The 22012-nt window shown below is 30.0% G+C and carries 26 protein-coding genes and 2 pseudogenes; 20 read left to right on the forward strand and 8 right to left on the reverse strand.

Features of this window, described 5'->3' with window-relative positions; translation table 11 throughout:
* Positions 1 to 4 precede the first annotated feature (4 nt).
* The 10 genes and pseudogenes from walK to KFV12_RS00170 all read left to right on the forward strand — a co-directional run.
* A complete protein-coding gene (walK, locus tag KFV12_RS00125) occupies positions 5 to 1843 on the forward strand; it encodes a cell wall metabolism sensor histidine kinase WalK (protein WP_111716928.1) in 1839 nt (612 codons plus the stop codon).
* Entirely contained in the window at positions 1836 to 3149 is a 1314-nt protein-coding gene (locus KFV12_RS00130; RefSeq protein ID WP_239242217.1) for a YycH family regulatory protein, read from the forward strand. The genes walK and KFV12_RS00130 overlap by 8 nt, the downstream gene beginning before the upstream one ends.
* Positions 3149 to 3940: a two-component system regulatory protein YycI gene (locus KFV12_RS00135; protein ID WP_239242216.1), complete on the forward strand. Its 792-nt coding sequence runs from the start codon at positions 3149 to 3151 to the stop codon at positions 3938 to 3940. Before KFV12_RS00130 ends, KFV12_RS00135 begins: the two co-directional genes overlap by 1 nt.
* Before the next feature lie 17 nt (positions 3941 to 3957).
* Entirely contained in the window at positions 3958 to 4749 is a 792-nt protein-coding gene (locus KFV12_RS00140; RefSeq protein WP_254256959.1) for an MBL fold metallo-hydrolase, read from the forward strand.
* A 299-nt stretch (positions 4750 to 5048) separates the two neighbouring features.
* Entirely contained in the window at positions 5049 to 5528 is a 480-nt protein-coding gene (gene rlmH / locus KFV12_RS00145; RefSeq protein ID WP_096077733.1) for a 23S rRNA (pseudouridine(1915)-N(3))-methyltransferase RlmH, read from the forward strand.
* Positions 5529 to 5605: 77 nt separating this feature from the next.
* Entirely contained in the window at positions 5606 to 6124 is a 519-nt protein-coding gene (locus tag KFV12_RS00150) for a GNAT family N-acetyltransferase (protein WP_164952774.1), read from the forward strand.
* The gene (locus tag KFV12_RS00155) at positions 6121 to 6501 is read left to right on the forward strand and encodes a cytidine deaminase (RefSeq protein WP_164952775.1); all 381 of its coding nucleotides are present in this window, start codon (positions 6121 to 6123) and stop codon (positions 6499 to 6501) included. The genes KFV12_RS00150 and KFV12_RS00155 overlap by 4 nt, the downstream gene beginning before the upstream one ends.
* A 73-nt stretch (positions 6502 to 6574) precedes the next feature.
* Complete coding sequence (locus KFV12_RS00160; RefSeq protein WP_164952776.1) at positions 6575 to 7246, forward strand: type 1 glutamine amidotransferase; 672 nt, start codon at positions 6575 to 6577, stop codon at positions 7244 to 7246.
* Positions 7236 to 8171 (forward strand): alpha/beta hydrolase, encoded by a 936-nt coding sequence (locus KFV12_RS00165; RefSeq protein WP_164952777.1) that lies wholly within the window; start codon positions 7236 to 7238, stop codon positions 8169 to 8171. Before KFV12_RS00160 ends, KFV12_RS00165 begins: the two co-directional genes overlap by 11 nt.
* Positions 8172 to 8309: 138 nt before the next feature.
* Positions 8310 to 8512 (forward strand): annotated as a pseudogene (locus KFV12_RS00170) (elongation factor G-binding protein); the annotation flags it as partial.
* A 261-nt stretch (positions 8513 to 8773) separates the two neighbouring features.
* Here KFV12_RS00170 and KFV12_RS00175 read toward each other — a convergent pair.
* Together KFV12_RS00175 and KFV12_RS00180 are read right to left on the reverse strand one after the other, a co-directional pair.
* A complete protein-coding gene (locus KFV12_RS00175) occupies positions 8774 to 9151 on the reverse strand; it encodes a BlaI/MecI/CopY family transcriptional regulator (RefSeq protein ID WP_164952778.1) in 378 nt (125 codons plus the stop codon).
* Positions 9152 to 9167: 16 nt separating this feature from the next.
* Positions 9168 to 10871 (reverse strand): M56 family metallopeptidase, encoded by a 1704-nt coding sequence (locus KFV12_RS00180; RefSeq protein ID WP_164952779.1) that lies wholly within the window; start codon positions 10869 to 10871, stop codon positions 9168 to 9170.
* Positions 10872 to 10970: 99 nt separating this feature from the next.
* Between KFV12_RS00180 and mecB the strand changes: the two genes are divergently transcribed.
* Together mecB and KFV12_RS00190 are read left to right on the forward strand one after the other, a co-directional pair.
* On the forward strand, positions 10971 to 12998 hold the full coding sequence (gene mecB, locus KFV12_RS00185; protein WP_210152341.1) for a PBP2a family beta-lactam-resistant peptidoglycan transpeptidase MecB: 2028 nt from the start codon (positions 10971 to 10973) through the stop codon (positions 12996 to 12998).
* Positions 12999 to 13454: 456 nt separating this feature from the next.
* A complete protein-coding gene (locus KFV12_RS00190; RefSeq protein WP_275952341.1) occupies positions 13455 to 13739 on the forward strand; it encodes a phosphotransferase in 285 nt (94 codons plus the stop codon).
* A 143-nt stretch (positions 13740 to 13882) separates the two neighbouring features.
* On the opposite strand, the gene KFV12_RS00195 is transcribed toward KFV12_RS00190, so the two are convergent.
* Both KFV12_RS00195 and KFV12_RS00200 read right to left on the reverse strand, forming a co-directional pair.
* Positions 13883 to 14386, reverse strand: a complete 504-nt coding sequence (locus KFV12_RS00195) for a hypothetical protein (RefSeq protein WP_164952753.1) — start codon at positions 14384 to 14386, stop codon at positions 13883 to 13885.
* A 13-nt stretch (positions 14387 to 14399) separates the two neighbouring features.
* Complete coding sequence (locus tag KFV12_RS00200; RefSeq protein ID WP_168869161.1) at positions 14400 to 15080, reverse strand: colicin E3/pyocin S6 family cytotoxin; 681 nt, start codon at positions 15078 to 15080, stop codon at positions 14400 to 14402.
* On the opposite strand from KFV12_RS00200, the gene KFV12_RS00205 reads away from it, so the two are divergent.
* The gene (locus tag KFV12_RS00205; RefSeq protein ID WP_164952782.1) at positions 14962 to 15276 is read left to right on the forward strand and encodes a MepB family protein; all 315 of its coding nucleotides are present in this window, start codon (positions 14962 to 14964) and stop codon (positions 15274 to 15276) included. The genes KFV12_RS00200 and KFV12_RS00205 overlap by 119 nt on opposite strands.
* A 46-nt stretch (positions 15277 to 15322) precedes the next feature.
* Here KFV12_RS00205 and KFV12_RS00210 read toward each other — a convergent pair.
* Positions 15323 to 15740, reverse strand: a pseudogene (locus tag KFV12_RS00210) (VOC family protein).
* A gap of 159 nt (positions 15741 to 15899) precedes the next feature.
* Between KFV12_RS00210 and KFV12_RS00215 the strand changes: the two are divergent.
* From KFV12_RS00215 to KFV12_RS00230, 5 genes are all read left to right on the forward strand, one after another.
* Positions 15900 to 16190 (forward strand): hypothetical protein, encoded by a 291-nt coding sequence (locus KFV12_RS00215; protein ID WP_254256961.1) that lies wholly within the window; start codon positions 15900 to 15902, stop codon positions 16188 to 16190.
* A gap of 11 nt (positions 16191 to 16201) precedes the next feature.
* The gene (locus KFV12_RS00220; protein ID WP_436970152.1) at positions 16202 to 16381 is read left to right on the forward strand and encodes a helix-turn-helix transcriptional regulator; all 180 of its coding nucleotides are present in this window, start codon (positions 16202 to 16204) and stop codon (positions 16379 to 16381) included.
* 25 nt (positions 16382 to 16406) lie between these two features.
* The gene (locus KFV12_RS13260) at positions 16407 to 16532 is read left to right on the forward strand and encodes a hypothetical protein (protein ID WP_302054722.1); all 126 of its coding nucleotides are present in this window, start codon (positions 16407 to 16409) and stop codon (positions 16530 to 16532) included.
* Between the two features lie 144 nt (positions 16533 to 16676).
* Entirely contained in the window at positions 16677 to 16871 is a 195-nt protein-coding gene (locus tag KFV12_RS00225; protein WP_254256963.1) for a hypothetical protein, read from the forward strand.
* A 17-nt stretch (positions 16872 to 16888) separates the two neighbouring features.
* Entirely contained in the window at positions 16889 to 17632 is a 744-nt protein-coding gene (locus tag KFV12_RS00230; RefSeq protein WP_254256964.1) for a hypothetical protein, read from the forward strand.
* A 214-nt stretch (positions 17633 to 17846) separates the two neighbouring features.
* Here KFV12_RS00230 and KFV12_RS00235 read toward each other — a convergent pair whose 3' ends face one another.
* The 3 genes from KFV12_RS00235 to KFV12_RS00245 form a co-directional block, all read right to left on the reverse strand.
* Positions 17847 to 18377, reverse strand: a complete 531-nt coding sequence (locus KFV12_RS00235; RefSeq protein WP_254256965.1) for a hypothetical protein — start codon at positions 18375 to 18377, stop codon at positions 17847 to 17849.
* A gap of 11 nt (positions 18378 to 18388) precedes the next feature.
* Positions 18389 to 19561 (reverse strand): trypsin-like serine peptidase, encoded by a 1173-nt coding sequence (locus KFV12_RS00240; RefSeq protein ID WP_254256966.1) that lies wholly within the window; start codon positions 19559 to 19561, stop codon positions 18389 to 18391.
* A gap of 300 nt (positions 19562 to 19861) precedes the next feature.
* Complete coding sequence (locus tag KFV12_RS00245) at positions 19862 to 20473, reverse strand: hypothetical protein (protein WP_254256967.1); 612 nt, start codon at positions 20471 to 20473, stop codon at positions 19862 to 19864.
* Positions 20474 to 20827: 354 nt separating this feature from the next.
* On the opposite strand from KFV12_RS00245, the gene KFV12_RS00250 reads away from it, so the two are divergent.
* On the forward strand, positions 20828 to 21319 hold the full coding sequence (locus tag KFV12_RS00250; RefSeq protein ID WP_254256968.1) for a matrixin family metalloprotease: 492 nt from the start codon (positions 20828 to 20830) through the stop codon (positions 21317 to 21319).
* An 11-nt stretch (positions 21320 to 21330) separates the two neighbouring features.
* A complete protein-coding gene (locus tag KFV12_RS00255) occupies positions 21331 to 21978 on the forward strand; it encodes a cell surface protein (protein WP_254256969.1) in 648 nt (215 codons plus the stop codon).
* The last annotated feature ends 34 nt before the right edge of the window (positions 21979 to 22012 follow it).

A 22012-nucleotide genomic window follows, 5' to 3' on the forward strand; every position in this document is an offset into this window, starting at 1 on the left:
CAGAATGAAAACGTTATATAAAAAGCTTCAATCTTTGCACATTAAACTCGTTGTAATCTATGTATTACTTATTATTATCGGTATGCAGATTATTGGGTTATATTTTACGAATAACTTAGAAAAAGAGTTAACGAAAAACTTTGAAACAAATATTAACCAGCAAATAAAATCAATCAATTATGATATAAGAAATATATATAAAGAAAATAAAAAAACACCGAATAGAATACAACGAGAGATTCAAAAGACTGTTGATGAATATGCATTGCGTACAGAAATCGATACAATCCGTTATGTTGATAATTCAGAAGTTATTTTAGCGACAAGTAGCGATTCAAACCGTGAGAGTATTAATCAAAAGATTAATGATAGCCAGATTAAAATGTCTCTTTCTTTAGGTAAAACAAATGATCGTGTAAAACTGCGTGATGATCCCGGTGGTAAAGTACGTGTCTGGATTAAAAATTTCCCGATCAAAGATAACAATAAAATTTTAGGTGTTATCCATGTCGAGGAGTCCATTGAACCGGTTTACGCACAACTTATGAAGATTAACAGTATCTTTATTATCGGTACAGGATTGTCTTTATTAATAACAATCATATTAGGATTCTTTATTGCCCGCACTATTACGAAACCAATTTCAGATATGCGTAATCAGGCATTAGAAATGTCAAAGGGTAATTATACAAATCGTGTTAAAGTTTATGGAAATGATGAAATCGGTGAACTTGCTTTAACATTTAATAACTTATCGAAACGTGTGCAGGAAGCACAAGCGAACACTGAAAGTGAGAAACGTCGTCTTGATTCTGTAATTACACACATGTCTGATGGTGTTATTGCGACGGATAGACGTGGACGTGTACGTATTGTAAATGAAATGGCATTAAAGATGCTCGATATGAATAAAGATGAAGTAGAAGGTCGTCACGTATTAGATATTTTAAATATTGAAGAGCATTATTCGTTAGATGAATTACAAGATATCGCTGGTGGTATTGTTATTGACCTTAATGAGAAAGAGCAGTTAATTGTGCGTGCTTCATTTTCTACAATTATTCAGGATACAGGATTTATTACGGGTTACATTGCCGTATTACATGATGTTACTGAACAACACCACGTTGAGAATGAACGTCGTGAATTCGTAGCCAATGTTTCACATGAATTGCGTACGCCGCTAACTTCTATGCGCAGTTATATAGAAGCTTTAGAAGAAGGTGCATGGAAAGACGATGATTTAGCACCCCAATTCTTAAGCGTTACACGAGAAGAGACTGATCGTATGATTCGTCTTGTAAATGACTTACTGCAATTGTCTAAGATGGATAACACAGATGATCATCTTAATAAAGAACTGATTGATTTCAATATGTTCATTCATAAAATTATTAATCGTTTTGAAATGTCTGAAGGTAAAAATGCTACGCTTATTCGTGATATTCCGAAGACGGGTATATTCGTTGAGATTGATCCGGATAAGATGACACAAGTATTTGATAACGTGATTACGAATGCATTGAAATATTCAAAAGGTAAAAAGAAAGTTGAATTCCACGTGAAACAAAATACTTTATTTAATCGTATGACCATTCAAATTAAAGATAATGGTATTGGAATTCCATTGAATAAAGTAGATAAAATCTTTGATCGTTTCTTCCGAGTAGATAAAGCAAGAACGAGAAAAATGGGTGGAACAGGTTTAGGACTAGCCATTAGTAAAGAAATCATTGAAGCACATAATGGACGTATTTGGGCAAATAGTAAAGAAGGATTCGGTACATCAGTTTATATTACACTTCCGTGTGAAGTATTAGATGACGGTGATTGGGATGTTTAAGAGTATCTTAAAAGGGATTATTCTGTTAACACTCGTGATATCTAGTATAGTGTTGACCTATAAAATATGGAACTTTAGACCGAACCTTGCAAATATCGAAACGTCTATTACTAAAACAAATACAGCACTTAGTCCAAAAAATGTAGATGATATCAACAGTATCTTTCTACCCTATCAAGTCGTTGTATATTCAGATAATAATATACATGGCACAACAGATAAGGATATGTTACTTGAATTTGTTAAACGCATTTCAAGTTTAAAAGTTTCTGACATTAGTGATAAAAATCAAGGTATTTCATATATGTCTAAATCTTTAAAAGATAAATTTGTTATTTTAGATTATGCTGGTGAATTACCTGTTGCCATGTATTTAACAGATATATTAGAAGATACAGTAAAAGGTGATAGTAACGCGCAATTTAAACGCATTATTATTGATAGTCATAAACAACAAAATATCATTCTTTACATGATGACAAATGATAATCGTATGTTAGAAATTGAAACAAATGGTTCTAGTAAAGCATTTAACACATTAGTAAAATCATCTCGTAAATCGATGGAGAGTTATACAGGTGTTATTACAAATGAAAGAACAACTGATGAATTAACAAGTTTATATGTACCGGAAAAGCCGAAACAAACGCAAGCATACAGCTACCTGGCAGATAATATTAATGTAGATGACATTAACAAAGCGGTACTCGGCGATAAAAATAGTATTATTGAACGTTCGGACAACAATCGTTCTAAAACTTACAATTCAAACACAGGTATTGTAAAGATGACGAATAATGAAAACTATAAATTTAATAATTTATCAGAAGTCGATCATGGGAAACCAAATCCGATGAATAACTTGATTAATTCATTTAATTTTATTAGTGAACATCGCGGATTTACGGATGACTATCGTTATTTTGGCGTAAGGCATGCGGATAGTGCAATTAAATATCAAATGTTCTTCAAAGGATACCCGGTATTCAATCGTCGTGATTTATCTGAAATAGATATTATTTGGGGAGACGATAACATTTATGAATATAAACGTGGACTGTATACAACAAGCGTAGCAGTACCAGCAAAGCAAAAAGTTAAACAACTCCCGACAGCTGAAGAAGTACGTTTTGCATTAGCATCGAATAAACATTATCAATTTGAACGTGTATCGAACATGATGATTGGTTATAATATGGAACGCTCAGATGAAGAAACCATTCAATCAACGTTATCATTTAAACCTGCATGGTTTATTAAATATAATGATGAATGGAAAGAGTATGATAATGGGAGGCTGAAATAATGGATTGGAAACATGCCACATCGTTATTTATCTTTGTATTCCTGATTATCAATATTGCTCTAGGCTTTATCTATCATGAGAAAGTTCAACGCGCAAATATTGTTGAAGATGCTAAATCAGAACGTATTGATTTTGATAAAGAAGGTATCAAGTTACCAGAACTACCTTCTGCGAAGCATGTGATGATGAATATTATGTCTGCAAAGAGTGCTGGATTTACAGAAAACTCAGCTGACTTTGATAAAAAAAGCGATGAATTAAAAACAGTCGTAACTAGTGAAGTCAAACCTAAAATTAAATTATCTAAAATCGAAGAAAGAGCGATAATTAGTGGCTTAAAAGAGTATATCAATATTGAAATAGATAAAGGAAAAGAATATACACTTAGTGGCATAGATAGAAAAAAACATATTCTTTACTTTGATCAAGTATATGGGAAGTACCCGATTCTAAATAATGATAAAGCACAGCTCGCATTTCGATATAATGATAATAATGAAGTGACATCTTATAAACAAACCTATCTTAAAGATATACAAGAAGGATTAGGAAAGAATAACGAAAAGAAAAAAGTGATTCCAGCGAAAGAAGCGATTGAAGTATTGTACTATCAAACAGCTTTAGAACGTGGCGATACAGTGACATCAGTGAGGCTTGGATACTATTCAATCGTACGAGAAGTACGTGGACAAGTGTTGAAACCAACATGGCAAATTGCAGTGTTAAAAGCAGATGGCACTTCAAATACGTATTATGTAGATGCTGTGAATCCAGAGCAACCAATTTTGTAAATTAAGTGAGTGATTTGATGATTAATATGTCAGTACTAGCAAGTGGTAGTACAGGAAATGCGATATATGTTGAAAGTGAGAAAGGATCACTTTTAGTAGATGCAGGACTTACAGGCAAGAAAATGGAAGGTTTGTTTGAACAAATCGACCGTAAAATAGAAGATTTAAACGGTATACTTGTGACGCATGAACATATCGATCATATTAAAGGATTAGGTGTGTTAGCAAGAAAGTATAAGTTACCGATATATGCGAACGAGAAAACGTGGGAACGCATTAATCGTGCTGATGGAAAAATACCCGATGAGCAGAAATTCATTTTTAATCCATATGAAATTAAGACATTAGCAGGAATGGATATTGAATCATTTAATGTTTCGCATGATGCGGTAGATCCACAGTTCTATATCTTCAATAATAACTATAAAAAGTTAACGGTGATTACAGACACAGGATACGTATCAGACCGCATGAAAGGTATGATACATGGATCAGACTGTTTCGTATTTGAAAGCAATCACGACGTAGATATGCTGCGTATGGGACGCTATCCATGGAGTACGAAACAACGTATATTAAGCGATATGGGACACGTATCGAATGAAGATGCAGCTTATGCGATGAGAGATGTGATTACAGGAAGTACGAAACGCATCTATCTATCGCATCTATCACAAGATAACAATATGAAAGACTTAGCGCGTATGAGTGTTGAGCAGGTGCTGAATAAACATGATATCGATACAGTGAATGAAGTGATGATACATGATACAGATAAAGCAGTACCGACGAAAATATATGAAATTTAGTGGCAATATATCAAACTAAATAAAAATATCGAGTAAATAAATTATTAACAAGTGGATAAGTCAGGTTATTCACGAAAAAATGTGTATAACTAGGGGTAACTTTGTGGATAAGTACCGATTTATACACAATGTATAAAGATGTCCGGTAAAATGGGCATCTTTTTTTATTTTTATACAGAGTAAAATGTTACATTTGCTATTATTAATGATGAAAATATGATTATAATAGGATTGTGAAATGTGTATATGTGAGTAACCTGTGGATAAGTAGGATAACTTTGTAAAGGAAATGAATAAAAATGAAAATAACGATAATAACTGTGGGTAAATTGAAAGAAAAGTACTGGAAGATGGCAGTGGATGAATATGTGAAGCGACTTGGTGCATATGCGAAAATGGAATTGATTGAAGTGGCGGATGAGAAAGATTCGGATAATATGAGTGAGAAAGATATTGAGATTGCGAAGAAGAAAGAAGCGGATAGAATACTATCTAAAGTGAAAGATGACAGCTTTGTGTATACGCTGGAGATACTAGGTAAACAACTCGATTCTGTTCAATTATCAAAAGATATTGAACAAAAGATGAATACCGGTAAAAGCCATCTGACCTTTATCATCGGTGGATCAAACGGCCTGCACCAATCCGTTATGGACCGCTCAAACTACGCCCTATCATTCAGCAAGATGACTTTTCCACATCAAATGATGAAGGTGATACTGCTTGAGCAAGTCTATCGAGGGTTTAGGATTATTAGGGGGGAAAGTTATCATAAATGATGCGGTTTTTAACAATCTTCAATAACGTTTTTTGAGTACACTTTACATAAATTATTGAAATAGAGAGTGTGATTTTTATGACGATACTAGAAACAGACCGTTTAATTTTAAGGGAACTTCGAAAAGAAGATAAATTTAATCTTTCTAAAGTATTATCTGATTCTGAGTCTATGCAACACTATGGTCATCCGTTTAATGAGCATGAGGTTGAAGAATGGATTAAGTGGAATATCGAAAATTATGCTACATATAATTGTGGTCTATGGGCGATTATTCTGAAAGAAGATGGAACTTTTTTAGGTGACTGTGGTATAACGATGCAAAATATTGATGGAGAGGTACTACCTGAGATTGGATTTCATATTATCAAAGAATACTGTAACAAAGGTTATGCCTCAGAAGCGGCGAAAGCATGTATGGACTATGCTTTTGATTTTTTAGGATTTGAACAAATATATTCATATTCAACTATAGATAATCTACCTTCTCAAAAGGTAGCTGCAAAAATAGGAATGAAGAAACATAAAATATTTGATAAGAACGGGCTACAACATATTGTTCAAATAGCTATCAAAGAAAAGGAGAGCATAATGTGAGTATCGAACAAAAATTATTTGATGAAGCTAAATCTTTTATTATTAAACGTTTCCCTAAAGGATGGGGAGGTGCTGCGGCGATGTATTCCAAGAAAGGTGAAATTTATATTTCAGTTGCTCCCGAGGTTATAAATGCTTCAACAGAATTATGTATTGAAACAGGAGCGATTTTAGAAGCTCATAAATTTGATGATATTATTACACATAGTATCTGTGTTGTAAGAGATGATGAAAATAGTGAATTTAAAGTTTTAACACCATGCGGTACATGCCAAGAAAGATTACTTTATTGGGGGAACAATGTTAAGGTGGCTGTCACTAATGACAGTGATAATTTAGAATATAAGTCATTAAGAGAGTTACAACCGTTCCACTGAACAAATGCATATGATGATATCGAATATAAAGAGTATTTATAAAATCTAATTATAAATAGAGAGGAACAATTAAATGAAAACATACATACTGCAACACGTACCATTCGAGAATCCAGGGATACTTGAAGAATTAAATGCAAAGGTTATTAAGTTATATGAGAATAATCATATCTTACCTGAGGAAAAGGATATCGATATGCTTATTGTACTAGGTGGTCCTATGAGTGTACATGATGATATTCCGTGGCTTAATCATGAGAAGGAACTAATAAAAGATTTGATAAAAAATAATAAGCCTTTACTTGGAATATGTCTTGGTGCTCAGTTAATCGCAGAAGTTCTTGGTGGTAAAGTTTATTCTAACCCTAAAGGAAGGGAAGTTGGATTTGGTATTATTAACAAAGAAACTAATGAATACTCGTTCCTTCCTCAACAGTTAGATGTATTGCACTGGCATGGAGATACCTTCACATTACCTGATAAAGCAAAAAGACTATACAGTTCAACGCATTGTGAGAATCAAGCCTTTATCTATAATGAAAATGTGATTGGATTACAATTCCATATGGAAACGACAAAAGAGACGTTAAGTGATTTGGTGGAAGCGGATCGTGAATATATAACAGGTAACGTTTTAAACAATACAGAGGAAGATATTATGACATATGATATCTCTACTGAAAATCAGGAAGTATTACTAAGTATGGTGAATTACATAAGTGGAGGTCGACTAAGTGGAAAGTAGAGTACATAAAGAACTATTAGAAACATTTAAGAAACTGACACCGATGGATTTGTCGGAAGAAAAGCTTCCTTCAATACGAACAGCTAATAAACTGTTAATCAAGCCTTATATTGATGAAGCGATTACTCAGAAAGAATACTTTGCCAAGCATGATGAGGAGGATATACAAGTTAGGCTTAAAGTCTATGCTCCTGTGAATCAGACAGATACATTACCTGTGGTGTTATTCATCCATGGTGGCGGTTATATGTTTGGATCGGTAGAGGGTAACGATGCTAAATGTGCACGATATGTAAAAGACGTGAATTGTGTTGTAGTATCTGTAGATTATCGATTAGCACCAGAGAATCCATATCCTGCAGCAATTGAAGATTGTTATCTAGCACTTCAATGGATTGTTGAAAATAAAGATCAACTTAATATTGATGTTAATAGACTTGCAGTAGTTGGTGGAAGTACTGGTGGTGGACTAACGGCAGCTTTAACGTTATTAGCAAGAGATTGTAAAGGTCCAAAGATTAAGTTTCAAATGCCGTTATTCCCAATGATTGATGATAGCTGTACCACATATTCAAGTAATGAATTTGATGATAAAAGAGTATGGAGTAAGGAACTGAATCAGTTCGCCTGGTCAATGTGTCTGAAAGGTGTTGAAGGTGAGACACCTAAGTATGCTGCACCACTGCGTGAAACAGACTTTAGCAATTTACCACCTACGTATACGACAGTCGGTTCACTTGATCCGTTTAGAGATGAGACGATGAATTATGTAAAAGCATTAACAGAAGCGGGAGTACCTGTAGAATTTCATTTATATCCAGGTGGGTATCATGAATTTGAAGCAATGGTTCCTGATTCTGAGATAAGTAAAAGAGCTGTATCAGATTCTATTCGAGCGCTAAATGAGGCTTTAAATACAAATTAATATGTAAGGTGGTATTTGAAATGTCGGGATATCTTTGGTTTGTTGTTTTCATACCATTATTTATTGCATTGATAGTCACAATTAATAATAAAGATAATAATCAATAGATGATTAGCTTTTCTTAAGAACCATTTTAAGATTGATACAAAAGAAATTTCATATTTAGGATGGAATGATAATTCTTCTAACCGAAAATATATCGTTTATAAAAATTTAATGATAAATTCGAAGGTATATATGGCGAAATTTCACCAAATAAAGTAAAAGGATTCTGTAAAATACGTAACAAGAACCTAGAGGTTATAAATAATCTTTATGAATTTATTTTTAAAACAAAATAGTTCTAAACAACCCTAATCTTTAGAAATTATGATTAGGATTTCTACATTTATTTACCAATTTTTTAATATTTACAAGCTGTCAAATAAATGTAAAATCTCTCTTATAAATAAAATAAAAAAATAAAGTAAATGCATGAATTTAAATTGATACATTAATAAATATGAATTAGTATGTATTTAAATAACACTGCACATAAAAAGCCAATTATATTAAATTTCATTAGTGAATTGATATAATTGGCTTTTAAATTTTGGTAATAATTATATTTCTATTTTATCAAGTAATTTTTTCAAATCCTTTATTTCTTCTTCGGTCAATTCTTCAGGTGTACCAAAGTTCATTACAAGACTACTAAGGGTGCCATCGTAAAGTTTATTTAAGAAGGATTTTGTAGAATGTTTTTTATAAATATCTTCATCTATAATCGGTGCATACATGTAGACATTTTGTTTTCTTTTTTTTGATAGAAAATCTTTATCAACAAGTCTTCCAATTAAAGTTCGAATTGTTTTGGGACTCCATTCATTATCATTAAGTACCAGATCAATAATTTGTTTAGCACTCAATGCCTCATTACTTTTCCAAATAACTTGCATTATTATAAATTCACTAGAAGGTAATTCTTTTATTTTATTCATAGATTTATACATCCTTTTAATAAAAGTGATTTGTTTTGATAATTTTTTCAGAAATCTTTTTAGCTATTTCTCCATTTGCCTCATCATTTTTTTTGATTAATGTTGCAAATACATATGGTTCCTGATCTTGTTCAAAACCACCTACATACCAGCCTTTTATCTCATGTTTATTAATAATAGCAGTACCAGTTTTCCCCCACATCTTATAGTTATTTTTAGAAGTATATAGAGAATTTTTTACTAAATCAGTATATTTTGTTTTAAATAATGAATCGTTGATATAGAATCGCTTCAATATCATAGTTTGTTCTAATGGAGAAATTTTCAAGTTAGATTCTAACCAGTACGGCCTATTTAAAGAAGATTCAATATTGCTATTCCCATAATTTAATTCAGATAAATAATGTGATAAATCTTTCTTATCAGTATAATTATCTAATGTTTCGAAGTACCAATTTACCGAATATCTTAATGCTGTATCGAGGTTTTGATTTCTATTCCATACCTTAAAAGGTGTTTTCTTTCCGTTCCAAAGTAATTTATTTTGATTTATGGAAATTGTTTTATTGTTAAGGTGAAAAATACTGCTAATCAGTTTATAAGTTGAATCAGGAGATGTTCTTTCTAACGCTAAGTTTTGGTTATAGATAAAAAATTTATCACGTTTAATGTTGTATACAACAATACTTCCTTCATATCCGGAAAAATATTTTTGTAAGTTAACATTCTTATAATTTAATGATTTTAGATTGACATCAGAGTAACTAGAATTTGATATATTCTCATATGCCATCAATGGCTTAATTGTAATGAGTATTAGTAATGTAGAACTTAGAAAAAGAATTCGTACTTTATTAGAAACGGATATATAATCATTTCTACTTATAAAAGCTATTCGTTTTTTTAAAAATTTAGTGGGTGAACCAAAGTTCAATATAAAGTGTTCTTTTTTACTGTTTATAAGACTGATTTTCAATAATGTCATGCCATAGATTTTTCTTTCAGCTTTTGATGAACTTTTAATCACTTCCATGTCACAAGCTGTTTCTAAATCATTTACTACATTTTTCGATATGAAATGAGCAAAAGGATTAAACCAAAAAACAATTTTATTGATAATAAAAAGATAATTTTTAAAAATATCTTTTCTTCGTATATGAGTAATTTCATGTTTAATAATTGCATCTATTTCCCTGCTGTCTAATTTCTTATGTAATTTTGCAGGTATAAATATTGCGTGCTTACCAATCCAGCATGTAAAAGGTGAGGTTGTTTCTTGAGAAATGTATATATTGTAATCATATTTGCAAGAATAATTTAATGATAGTTTAGAATTGTTAACTATTTTTATAAGCTTTAATATCACCATTAAATAGTAAAGAAAGTATATAAAAATACCAATAAACCAAAAGGAATTAACTAACTCTTGAAAATTATAATTTATGTTGGATATTGAAACCGCTAAATCTTTCGTATCTATTTTCCTGATAGGAACTGGAAGTGGATTTAAATTTTTACCGATTGGTTCAATAAGTAATTCTGCATTTTTAAAGGGCGAAAAATTAAATTGTATTAAAGGTATAAATGTACTTAACAGTACAATAACCCAAGGAAATATTTTATAATCTACTCTTTTATATTTATACAGTAATAATTTATACATTTTAGCGAGAGTATAAGATAGTCCACTTATTATTATACTAACAATTATAAAGTTCATTAGACACCTCCAATATAATTATAACATATTTTGACTGATGATTACATTTGTGATATATTACATTTGTAATATATCACAAATGTAATCAAGGAGGTTGTTATGAAAAATAAAGCTTTAGCAATTTTAATTACATGTATTTTCCTTTTAATAGCATATAATTTTGTGAAAAAAGATGAAGTTGATAAAATATTTGATGCTATTGAATTAAGGGATTCGGATTATCTGAATGAGCACGCGACATTCTTATCTAAAAGTCTTTACGACAAAGATCAGAGATATAAAAGAATGGATAAGATTGATGCTTCTCTTGGTATTAAAGAAGTGAAAGTTAGTAATGTACGACTCGTGCAAAAGAAAAAAAATCAACGTCAATATAGTGCGAAATTAATTTTTAGAACTAAATTTGGTAATTTTTCTAGAGAAGGAAATTATTCTTTTGAAAAGGATGAAATAACAAAAAAATGGCTTTTGGATTGGTCACCTGAGGTTATAATACCGGGATTGACTGATAGAAATCAAATCAGTATAGAAACCTTGGAATCTTTCAGAGGAAAAATACTAGACAGAAACGGGATTGATTTAGCGAAAGACGGAATTCATTACGAAGTTGGAATAGATATTAAAAATTTAAATAAAAAAAATAAGAAAAATATTTCAAAATTATTATCAATAAGTGAATCGACACTAAATAAAAAATTAAAACAAACATGGGTAAAAGAAGGTGTTTTTGTACCTTTAAAATCGTACATAGAATTGGATGATGAACTTAAATTGGGTATCCAAAAATATCATTTGACGGTTAATCAAACAAAAGGTAGGGTTTATCCATTAAGAGAAGCAACAGTACATCTTTTAGGGTATGTTGGAGAAATTAATGCTGAAGAATTAAAGAATAAAAAGTTTAAGGATTATGATGAACACTCAATCGTAGGAAAAAGTGGTATCGAACTACAATATGATAAACAATTGCAAAATGAAGATGGTTATAAAGTTATCATAACTAGTGATGATGCATTAAATAATGATGAAGATGTATTGTTAGAAAAGAAACCAAAAAATGGACAGGACATTATATTAACAATTGATAGCAAAGTACAAAGAAGTATATATGGTCATTTAAAAGAAGATAATGGTTCAGGAGTAGCCATGAATCCTAAAACTGGTGAATTATTAGCTTTAGTTAGTTATCCTGCATATGACCCCTATGAGTTTATGTTCGGCATTTCCGACGAAAACTACAAAAAGATAGTTAATGATAAGAAAGAGCCCCTGTTAAATAAATTTCAGACAACCTCTTCCCCAGGATCTACTCAGAAATTAATAACATCTATCATAGGATTGAATAATGGGACTATAGACGCATCAACTAGCTACAACATAGTAACTAAGGGATGGCAGAGAAATTCTTCATGGGGAGGATATGAAGTTACAAGGTTTGAGGAAGTTAATGGAGATATTGATTTAGGAAAAGCAATAGCACATTCTGATAATATATTTTTTGCAAGAGCTACCCTCGATATGGGTTCCGAAAAATTTATTAAGGGCATGAAAGCTTTAGACATTGGGAAAAATATTCCTTCTGATTATTATTTTCAAAAAGGACAAATTGCAAATCCAGAAAGTTTAAAAAATAATTTTAAAAATGAAATATTACTAGCTGATTCAGGATATGGCCAGGGAGAAATACTTATAAGTCCAGTACAAATATTATCTATTTATAGTGCTTTAATTAATGAAGGTAAAATGATGAAACCTAAATTATTTGAAACAACAAAAGAAGACATTTGGAAAAATCATATTATTTCAAAAGATGACCTAGATATATTAACAAGAAGCATGAGAAAAGTAGTTACTGGGACACATAGATTGGATACAGAAAGAAATTATGCACAGTTTGCTGGAAAAACTGGCACTGCAGAATTGAAAACTTCTAGAGAAGAGGGGTTAGGAGCTCAAATCGGTTGGTTTGTTGGATATGATCAAAATAATCCCAATATGATGTTAGGTATAAGTGTGAAGAATGTAGAGAATAAAGGTATGTCGAGTTATAATGCACAGAAATTTGCAGCCGTAATGGATGATTTATATATGGAGGGACAAATAAAGTATGATCCGAATGTTAAATAAAAAATCAAAGGGATTATGGATAAATATAGCTTGTGTAGTAGGAATAATTATAATATTTCTACTAAAGAAAAATTTAGATTGGTCGTATTTATATCATAGACATGGAAATATACTTTATATCATCTTATCACTATTTGAAAATTTGATTTATAGTATCCCTTTAATAACAGGGATATACAAAGTTTATAAAAAAAATATTCATCCTTTACGCCTAACTTTCATGTATCTTTTTATGTCTATTGGTTTTGTTGTACTCTCTAGATTTATAGCATTAATAACTTTATTAATACAAGATCCAAATTATAGCTTGATTTGGTATTTTCTTATAGTAAGTATCCTAAACTACACTACCATATTATATTTATTAGTATATTTAGTTTATTTAATCATATGTTGTGTTTTAATGATGAGTAATAAAATATTAATGAGAAAAAATCAAATCTAATTAAATGTCTGATTTTTTTTAAAGATAATCAACCAGAAGAAGAAATAAGCTACACGCACGGTGATTTTTGTACGCCAAATATTTTGATTAAAGATGGTAATATTTCAGGTTATATTGATTTGGGCCGAGGTGGTCTTGGTGATCCTTATCGAGATATAGCACTTTGCTATAGAAGTTATCTTTACAATACAGAAATCAATGAAGAAGAATTGAAGAATGAGTTAGAACACCTTTTAGGTTTTAAGTTAGATATGCAAAAGGTTAAATATTATATTTTAGTGGATGAGCTCTTTTAATGGAGATATAGTTATTAGCAATTAATTTTATTGTTGAAGTTGGTAGCAGTAACGAATAAAAGTAGCACTGAATCAAATCAGTCGCTACTTTTAAACTAAGAAAGTAGCGACTTAAACAAGTAGCTACTTTCTTTATTTTATTGTCACCTACTAATCCAAGTCCATAATACATTTGTCACGAATATTACTTTTTCTTTGTCTTTCTTTATGTAGTATAGTATATCAAATTTATCCTCTTCGTCTAAATTAACATAATCAGTAAAATTCATTTCCGTTACAGATACCTTACGTGTGAACTTCAAATTATATTTACTTTCAAGTTGTTTGATATAATTAGGAATTTTTTCTGATTGTTCTTGTATAAGGTTTAAATTTAAATCATTATTATCGTCACTAATAATTAAATGACTATTCAAAGCATTTATCTCATCAATGATATACATAAAAGCCGCAGATTCAGGAATAGAATCTTTAGTATTTTCAATCAGAAAATCAATAACTTGATATTCATAACCGCTTATATTTTCGTTAACATAATTTATTTGAGGGACATATAATTCTACATATCCACTATATTCATTTAACTTTTCGTTATAATCATATAATGTCGATTTAAATTTCCTCTTAAGTCCTCTATTTTTCTTCATAAACTCTCACTTTCTATACTTTTATTTTTCTACCCTTTACTGCCGGTTTAGTCATTTGTCCTGTTAAAGGATCCATAACTCCGATATGTACTCCATTAGAATTGTATACTTCTATTTCTTTGTGTCTATTGTCCCATTCGTAGTATCTCTTATTTTTTCCTGATCCGCTAGTCTTTCTACCATTTTTCGCACTTTTAAATTTTTTCCATACCGGACTATTTGATTTTGTTACAGCAAGTCTCGCTAGTCTTACAGGATCTTTCCCGTACTTTTTAATGGCTTGTTTAATACCATACCTAACAATGTAACCTATTATTAGAGGGTTACTTCCATTAAATTCTTTTTTTGAATATATAATTTCTTCATTGTTATCTAAATTTTTAACTATAACTTCATAATCATCTTCTGATACGAAATTAATAATAGAGTATGAATATTTCTGAAAACTATTATCTCTATCATTTAATACTATATTACCTTCATTGTTTTCGATATCGTAGTTTAGTTCGAAACTTGTATCTTCAGATTCTCCAATAATATTTAGAGTTTCTGAATTTTTGTTTTCATGAATTTCTATGACTTTAGAAAGATTGTCGATTTCATCTTTACTTACACTTTCAACCTTTAAATTAGAAAAATCATATTCATTTTCTGCTGCACTTAATTCTAATCCTCCGAATATTCTAGATAACAATAATGAGGGACAGTTTGTTTTCCCTGTTAGCGTCTTAATTGAAAAAGGTATTATTCAGTCAGCAAATTCAAAAGGCAAAATGGCTTTTAGAGTCTATCCGCCATGGGTCAAAGATTTGAATAAAACTGCAATGGTTAGTCAGAAATGGCAGACTGAACATTTTTATAAGATGGGTGAATATAAGTTTAATATGTAATATATAGAACAGTAGCGATTTAAAATTCTAATCGCTACTGTTTATTCTAAAAGTTTTTAGAAGCACTATTCATTAACTTCTCAAAACCCTCATCACTAATATTCGATTCCGTTAATGTGATTTGATAACCATCAGGATCAATAATAGTCATTTCCTTCGCATTCCACGGCATCTGTTCTAACGGTTGTAACACATACTTCTCGGATATCGACTTTGCTATTGTTTCGATATCATCAACAAGAATATTAATGAAAAAGCCATTACCACTACTAAAGTCATCAGACTGAATCAACATGATATCCTGATACTTCCTAAGTCTCAAGTGATTCATAATTACTTCATTCTCTTCATTTCGAAACTTGAAAACACTTTGAAATCCTAAGTTGTGACGATACCACTTCTCAGCTTTTTCAATACCTTCCACCAATATTTTAATAAACAAGCGGCATTTGATAGAATTCCATGTCATCACCTCCTTACTTTAATCGTAAGGTATGACGTGACGTTAGAGTAAATGGGAAAATATATTGGGAATGATAAATGTTAAAAGTTCTTTACATTTTAGTGTAAATATTATACTATAATAATGTAAAGAACTTTTAACATTTTGAGGAGGGATTTAGATGAGAAGACCAGATGAGATGGAATTACATCAATCAAACCAGAGCATTAAATTCAGTTGGTTTTTCGGTATGGGAATGCTGCTCATTATGAGTATCTATCACTTTGTTGTTAATGGTAATCTTTCTAATTCATTTTTAGTGATATTATCAATGTTGATAGTTTATCGAGTTAATATAATGATGATGCAAAGCAAAATGGGAAATGACAAAATAAAACCTATTTTAATAACAATGTTCCTTGTATTCGCAATTTGTCTTGTAATAGGTTTGGTATATGGATATTTAAGCTGATGAAAAACAATTTGAAGATATTAAGAAAAGAGAGAAAAATAACCCAAGAGCAATTAGCAAAATCAATGGGTGTAACGCGACAAACTATTATTGCTATAGAACAAGATAAATACGACCCTACGCTAAAACTGGCATTAGCTTTAAGTGAATACTTTGAAACGACTGTGAATGAAATCTTTTATATGAAATAGAACATCTATAAGGAGGTTAATATTTATGAATAAAGATCTGAAATTTACTGATTCTGAAGAAACGATTAAACCAGGAGAAAGAGTTATTATCGAGTTTGACTTTCCCCAAAATTTGAACTTTGTCGGAAGAGCAGATAAAGTCCTATTATAAAAAACTCTTTCTGAGATTTATTTAGAAGAAAATTATATCACTGTTGATACAAAATTGTAGGACTTTTTATGTTCGAACAAACTTGATCTAGACTATACAGTAACAATCTTTAAATTAGTTTTAGATGAAAATGGAGAGCCTAGAATGACAAATGTTGTAGACATTGATGAATCGATTTCAAAAATGAAATTTATACATATTCTCGATGAATTCATTATTTCAAAATCTCGAGAATTATCGATCGAATTTGAAATATTAATTAATTTATATAATAATCTTACTTATAAAAATTCATTGGATTACTATAACGATCTTAACAAAAATTTAAAGCAATTATAAATAAAGGATGTATTATTATGAAATGTATTAATTGGGAAGCAGCTGGAGTATGGGTAGCAGCATTGGCATTAATAGCTTCTACTGTTACTTCTTGTGTTGGTATTCAAGACACGAATGAAGCATTAAGAGAATCTATAAAAGCAAATGAATCTGCAAAGATTGCTAATAATTTAACGAAAAAACAGATTAAGAATGATGAGAAAAATAATATTTTAGAAGAAAAAGAAAAAGTATTAGTTTACTTTAATAAAGCTGAATCTAATCTTGAGACGATACGCCTTTATAGTGATAATATTTTATCGGATGTTGGGCTAATGTCAAATATTAATAAAAGGGATTTAATTTTTTTCAATAATAAAATAAAGCAAACATCTTTCGATATTGATGAGAATATTATATCAACCTTATCAGCATTAAAAATTACGAATAGAGAATTCAAAAGACTAAATAATATTGATGATGTAAATAAATTGAACATTAGTAAAATGAATCGAAAGTATATCAAGAGATTATATAATATCCATACAATCAATAAAGAGATTAAAGCTAATGTAAAAGTAATTGATAAAAGAGTCGAAAAAAGTAAAAGTGCCACATTTTATAATAGTGACTTAATACTATGTGATGGAACAAATGACAACTATTTAAGTAATATTATTCGAAAGATAGAAGAATATCAACAAGATATAATAGTTGATCTTAATAGAAGAATGAGTGTAGCCACAAATAATGAGCAAGATTTAAAGGTTTGTAAACAATAAATAAATCATTATACATATATAAACTATTTTAAGAGGTGTATTATGGAAGTTAACATTGAGGGTATAAATTACAATGTATTAGATGCCTTAAATAATATTACTTTAGCAGATTCTTTTCTTATAAATAAAAAGACCTAATTTTTCATTCATAATGAAAAGAATTAGGTCTTTTTTGGTATATTATTATTTTTTAATCTATATATTAATCTAGTAGTTACTCTAAATCATTTGTATATGATAAATATAGAAATTCAGTTGCATAGTATTTACCTTTAATTTTCTCAAAAGTAATATTCATATACTCATTTCCAAAATATTTTTTACCATTTCTAGTTACTGTTTTAAAATCTTTATCATATAATGGATAAATCTTAGAATATTCATATTTTTTTGAATTATCTTTAATATTTATCATACTTACGCGACTATTATTGTATTGATAATTGAGGATTACGTTATTATTTTTCCCATAAATATATGAAGTTCTTAAATTTTTTCCGCTCTTAGTTAATTTAGGAGCGCCCCATTTTTTAATAACATTCGATTTGCTCATAAGGAAATTAACACCATAATAACTATAAGTATGATTATTAATTGCAATAACTGTTTTTGAATTTGTAAGGTTCGGAAGTTTTAAATCTTTATTTGCCATATTTAACTGTTTTGCATTGGCTTCAGAAACTGTCCCCAATATCATAATAAGTAATACGGAGATAGAAACTAGAATAAATTTAATTTTTTTCATTCGATATACTCCTATTTATTTTCTACTTTTACAAATTTTTCGTTTATATATCCATATAATATGTCATTTTTATCATACAATGAAAGATATTTATTACCATCAGGTAGGTTATAATAGTACTTTGCATGAAATACTTTTCCTAACATTCCTGAAGTGGACGATTTTTGAAGAGAAAGTGCTAAGTTACTCCAAATTTTTTCGTTCTCTTTATTAATAGTAACTTGAACTTTAGAATCCCCATATACTCTTCCTGGATATGCATTCATCCAATATAGTAAATAGTCATATGTTTCTTCTGTAAATTTGATTCCTTTATTGTACTGTTGGTTTAATACGCTTGAAGTTTGATCTGGACTAGTAGACGTAGTGTGTAACCCCACTAATAGTTTCGCGCTATTCCAAATAGGAGAACCACTCTGCCCATCATATGTATCAAGATCGTGATAAAAAATGTGGTCAGTATAATCGATCATTTTTCCTTTAGTATTATACATTGTATTTTTATTCAAATCAGTTGGAAAACCAGCTGTTTCAAGAGTCTCACCTTTAGATAACATTGTTGTTAAACCCATCCAACCTGTAACATTACCAAGTTTTGTTTCTAATTTAATCATTCCTATATCACTATCATTATTTACCTTCGGGCTAATCCACTTTTTTGGAATCAAAAATTTATTGCTTAAACCCATTCCTTTACTGTAAGTAGTGCTTGATGTGAGGCCTGCTACTACTTCACATTTTGTTGCAAATTTTTCTGATGGTGTGTCATACAAAAGGTGTGCAGCGGTAAGTACTGAATCGCTGCTTATTATTACACCAGTACCCTCTTTGATAGACTTATCGGGATAGGAACATACTACTTTTGTTATGTGATTATAAGGATCAACAGCTAAATTTTTAACTATATTTCTATCATCGATAGGACCAATGACTGATCTTTCTAAATAGGCAGGGGAAGTAGTCTTCGAATTTAGTTGCTTATAAGTTAAACTATCTTTTGATAAAATACCAGGTTGAGCCAAGTCAATCGGTTTATGAGGTTTTAGAGAAACTCTAGTTTCAGATTTCTTTATTTCATTATTGATATCAAAGTTACTCAAAGTACCAGTATTAGCATAACTTATATTTGTTTCTATTAATAAAAATAAGGATATAGCTAGTAAAAATATAGATGTTTTTTTCATGAATCCTCCGAAAGTTACTGAATTTAATGACTTTTAAATTAACTAAATATAAAATCTGTTACTTATATTAGCAACAGATTTTATACATTTTAAGTTTTAAAAATTATTGTGTTGTTTATTTACATCTCTTTTTATAAACAACATGAAAAGGGAATTACATATGGTTAAAAATAGAACGATTTTAATACCTACGGAACCAATATCAATGATATTGTAAACTTGTAATACTATTACTAACCAAAACATAACATTTAACAATATAAAAATTTTATTATATTTAATCATAGTAGTTTTACCAAATTAATCTTTCCAAATTCCAAAAGTATATCTGATATAATTTGTCACATCCATATATATTTTACTTGATTTATGTGCACTTTTATAAACGCGTAAATCATGTGCTAATAAATCTGCATAACCAGCAGAAGGTATTCCAATTACTGCAACTCCAGGCACCAAAGATGCAAGTAATATCCTTCTAGATGCTGATTCCCACTGGCCAGCTTGATAATCTACTGCGGCATTTGTTCTGAAGATATGTCTTACACCCCAATAATATTTTTTGATTTGATGTGCCGGACGTTTAGAACTTTCCAATAAGCTCGCTTCATTAACTATTTCTTTAGTTGTAGGATCAACAAAGTTGCCAGATGAGACTAAACTATCATTGGTAATTTTTAAAGAGGCATTTACCCTTTTAACTATTTCAGCTGGAGTATCACTAGGTAAGTTAGCAACAAATTTACCTTGAGAAACCGAAATGTATTTATCATACTTTACCAAATCTAACGGTGTATCTACAGTTGTAGTTGATTCGGCTTGGGCAACATTAGGTTCTTGTAATAAGATACTAGATAGAGATGTGGACATGATAACTGCAGCTACTGAGACAGATAAAACTTTTTTATTCATTATGAATACTCCTAAGTAAAACAAATTTTATTACTTCTAAAGTATATTCCTAAAAAATTACAATGTAAACATTTATTTTAAAATATATTTAGTTAAATATATCATTTTGAAATAAAAGAGAATTATATAAAGTAATCCCGAAAAATTAGATTTTAAGTCTAATTTTTCAGGATGTAGTTTATGTATAATATTAATGGTTAAAAATCTCTTTTTAATAATCATAATACTTTTTATAATTCTATTTACACTTTTGGAATAAGATGATAAATTGGAAATAAATAAAAATGTGGTACCTATATAATATATTATATTATTTTAAAATTACACTTTTTTAAAATACAAGGAGGATGGGTTATGAAAAAAAGATTAAAGGTTGGAATAGCAATTTGTATATTGGGTGTTTCGGGACCATTAGTTGCTGAAGCGGTATCTATTAAGTTAAATACTTGGGACTTAGTAGATGGTGGAAAGCATATGGACTATGATGGAAACTCGAAATATATGTCTAGAGTAAAATATGGAGCTGGTGTATGGAATGACTACAAAAGTGGAGTTATTAGAGCAGATTCCGCCTCTGTTTTACAAGATGTTTATTGCAGTGATACTAGTAAAAATAATAGTGTCAATGCAACAACTTATGCGACAGGTAAAATAATCTTTAATAAATATAATATGGATAAAGCAAGTGAAAAAGAACAAAAAAATGTTGCGATTCATGAACTAGGTCATGGATTAAGACTTGATCATAATCAAAGTGGAGATATTATGTATAAATACTCCTCATCAGATATTACGCTTTCAGCAAATGATAAAGCATCATATACAGCAGCCTATAAAAAGTATTAAGGAGAACAATAATGAAAAATAAAAAAAATTATATAGCGTCATTAGTCGTAATAGGATGTCTAGTAGTTGGTGTAGGTATAGAAAATAAAGTATTTGAAAAAAATGATGTTAAACGAGTACCTATTCATACAGTAGGAGCAAGCTATGATTTAAACATCGATAATCCTTTGGAGGTTGTTGGGGACTCGGATTACGTATTTGTGGGGAAAGTCAGTAAAAATACAGGAACTAGATATGAAAATCCTGTGCCCATTGAAATATCTACAGGAGAAGTAAAGTATATTGGTGAAGCCTATACTCAATATGAAGTAGAGGTTATTTCAAATATAAAAAACGATTTAGTTATAAATAAACCTATTAAGATAGAAAAGTTAGGTGGAATTCGGGAAGATGGTTCCGCATATGATGTGTTAGAGGAAGATGTTTTACCGGAAGTAGGGAAAACATATGTTTTTGTGGCCTACGCCCAACCTGATGGATCTTTGTTGGTGTCTGGAGCGAATTCAAATATTGAATTTGATGAAAGTTCTAAGGAGCTTCAGAATGATAAGCTTTTAGAAAATACTGAGGAATATAAACAATATGAGGATGCTGTCAAAAATGAGATAGTTCCTATTGACAAGGTGGAAATGGAGTCTAGATATGATGACTCAAAATAATATATTTAAGGATATCCTTGAGGATATCCTTAAA

The sequence above is a fragment of the Macrococcus epidermidis genome, assembly GCF_024205965.1.
In the GTDB taxonomy this organism is placed as follows: domain Bacteria; phylum Bacillota; class Bacilli; order Staphylococcales; family Staphylococcaceae; genus Macrococcoides; species Macrococcoides epidermidis.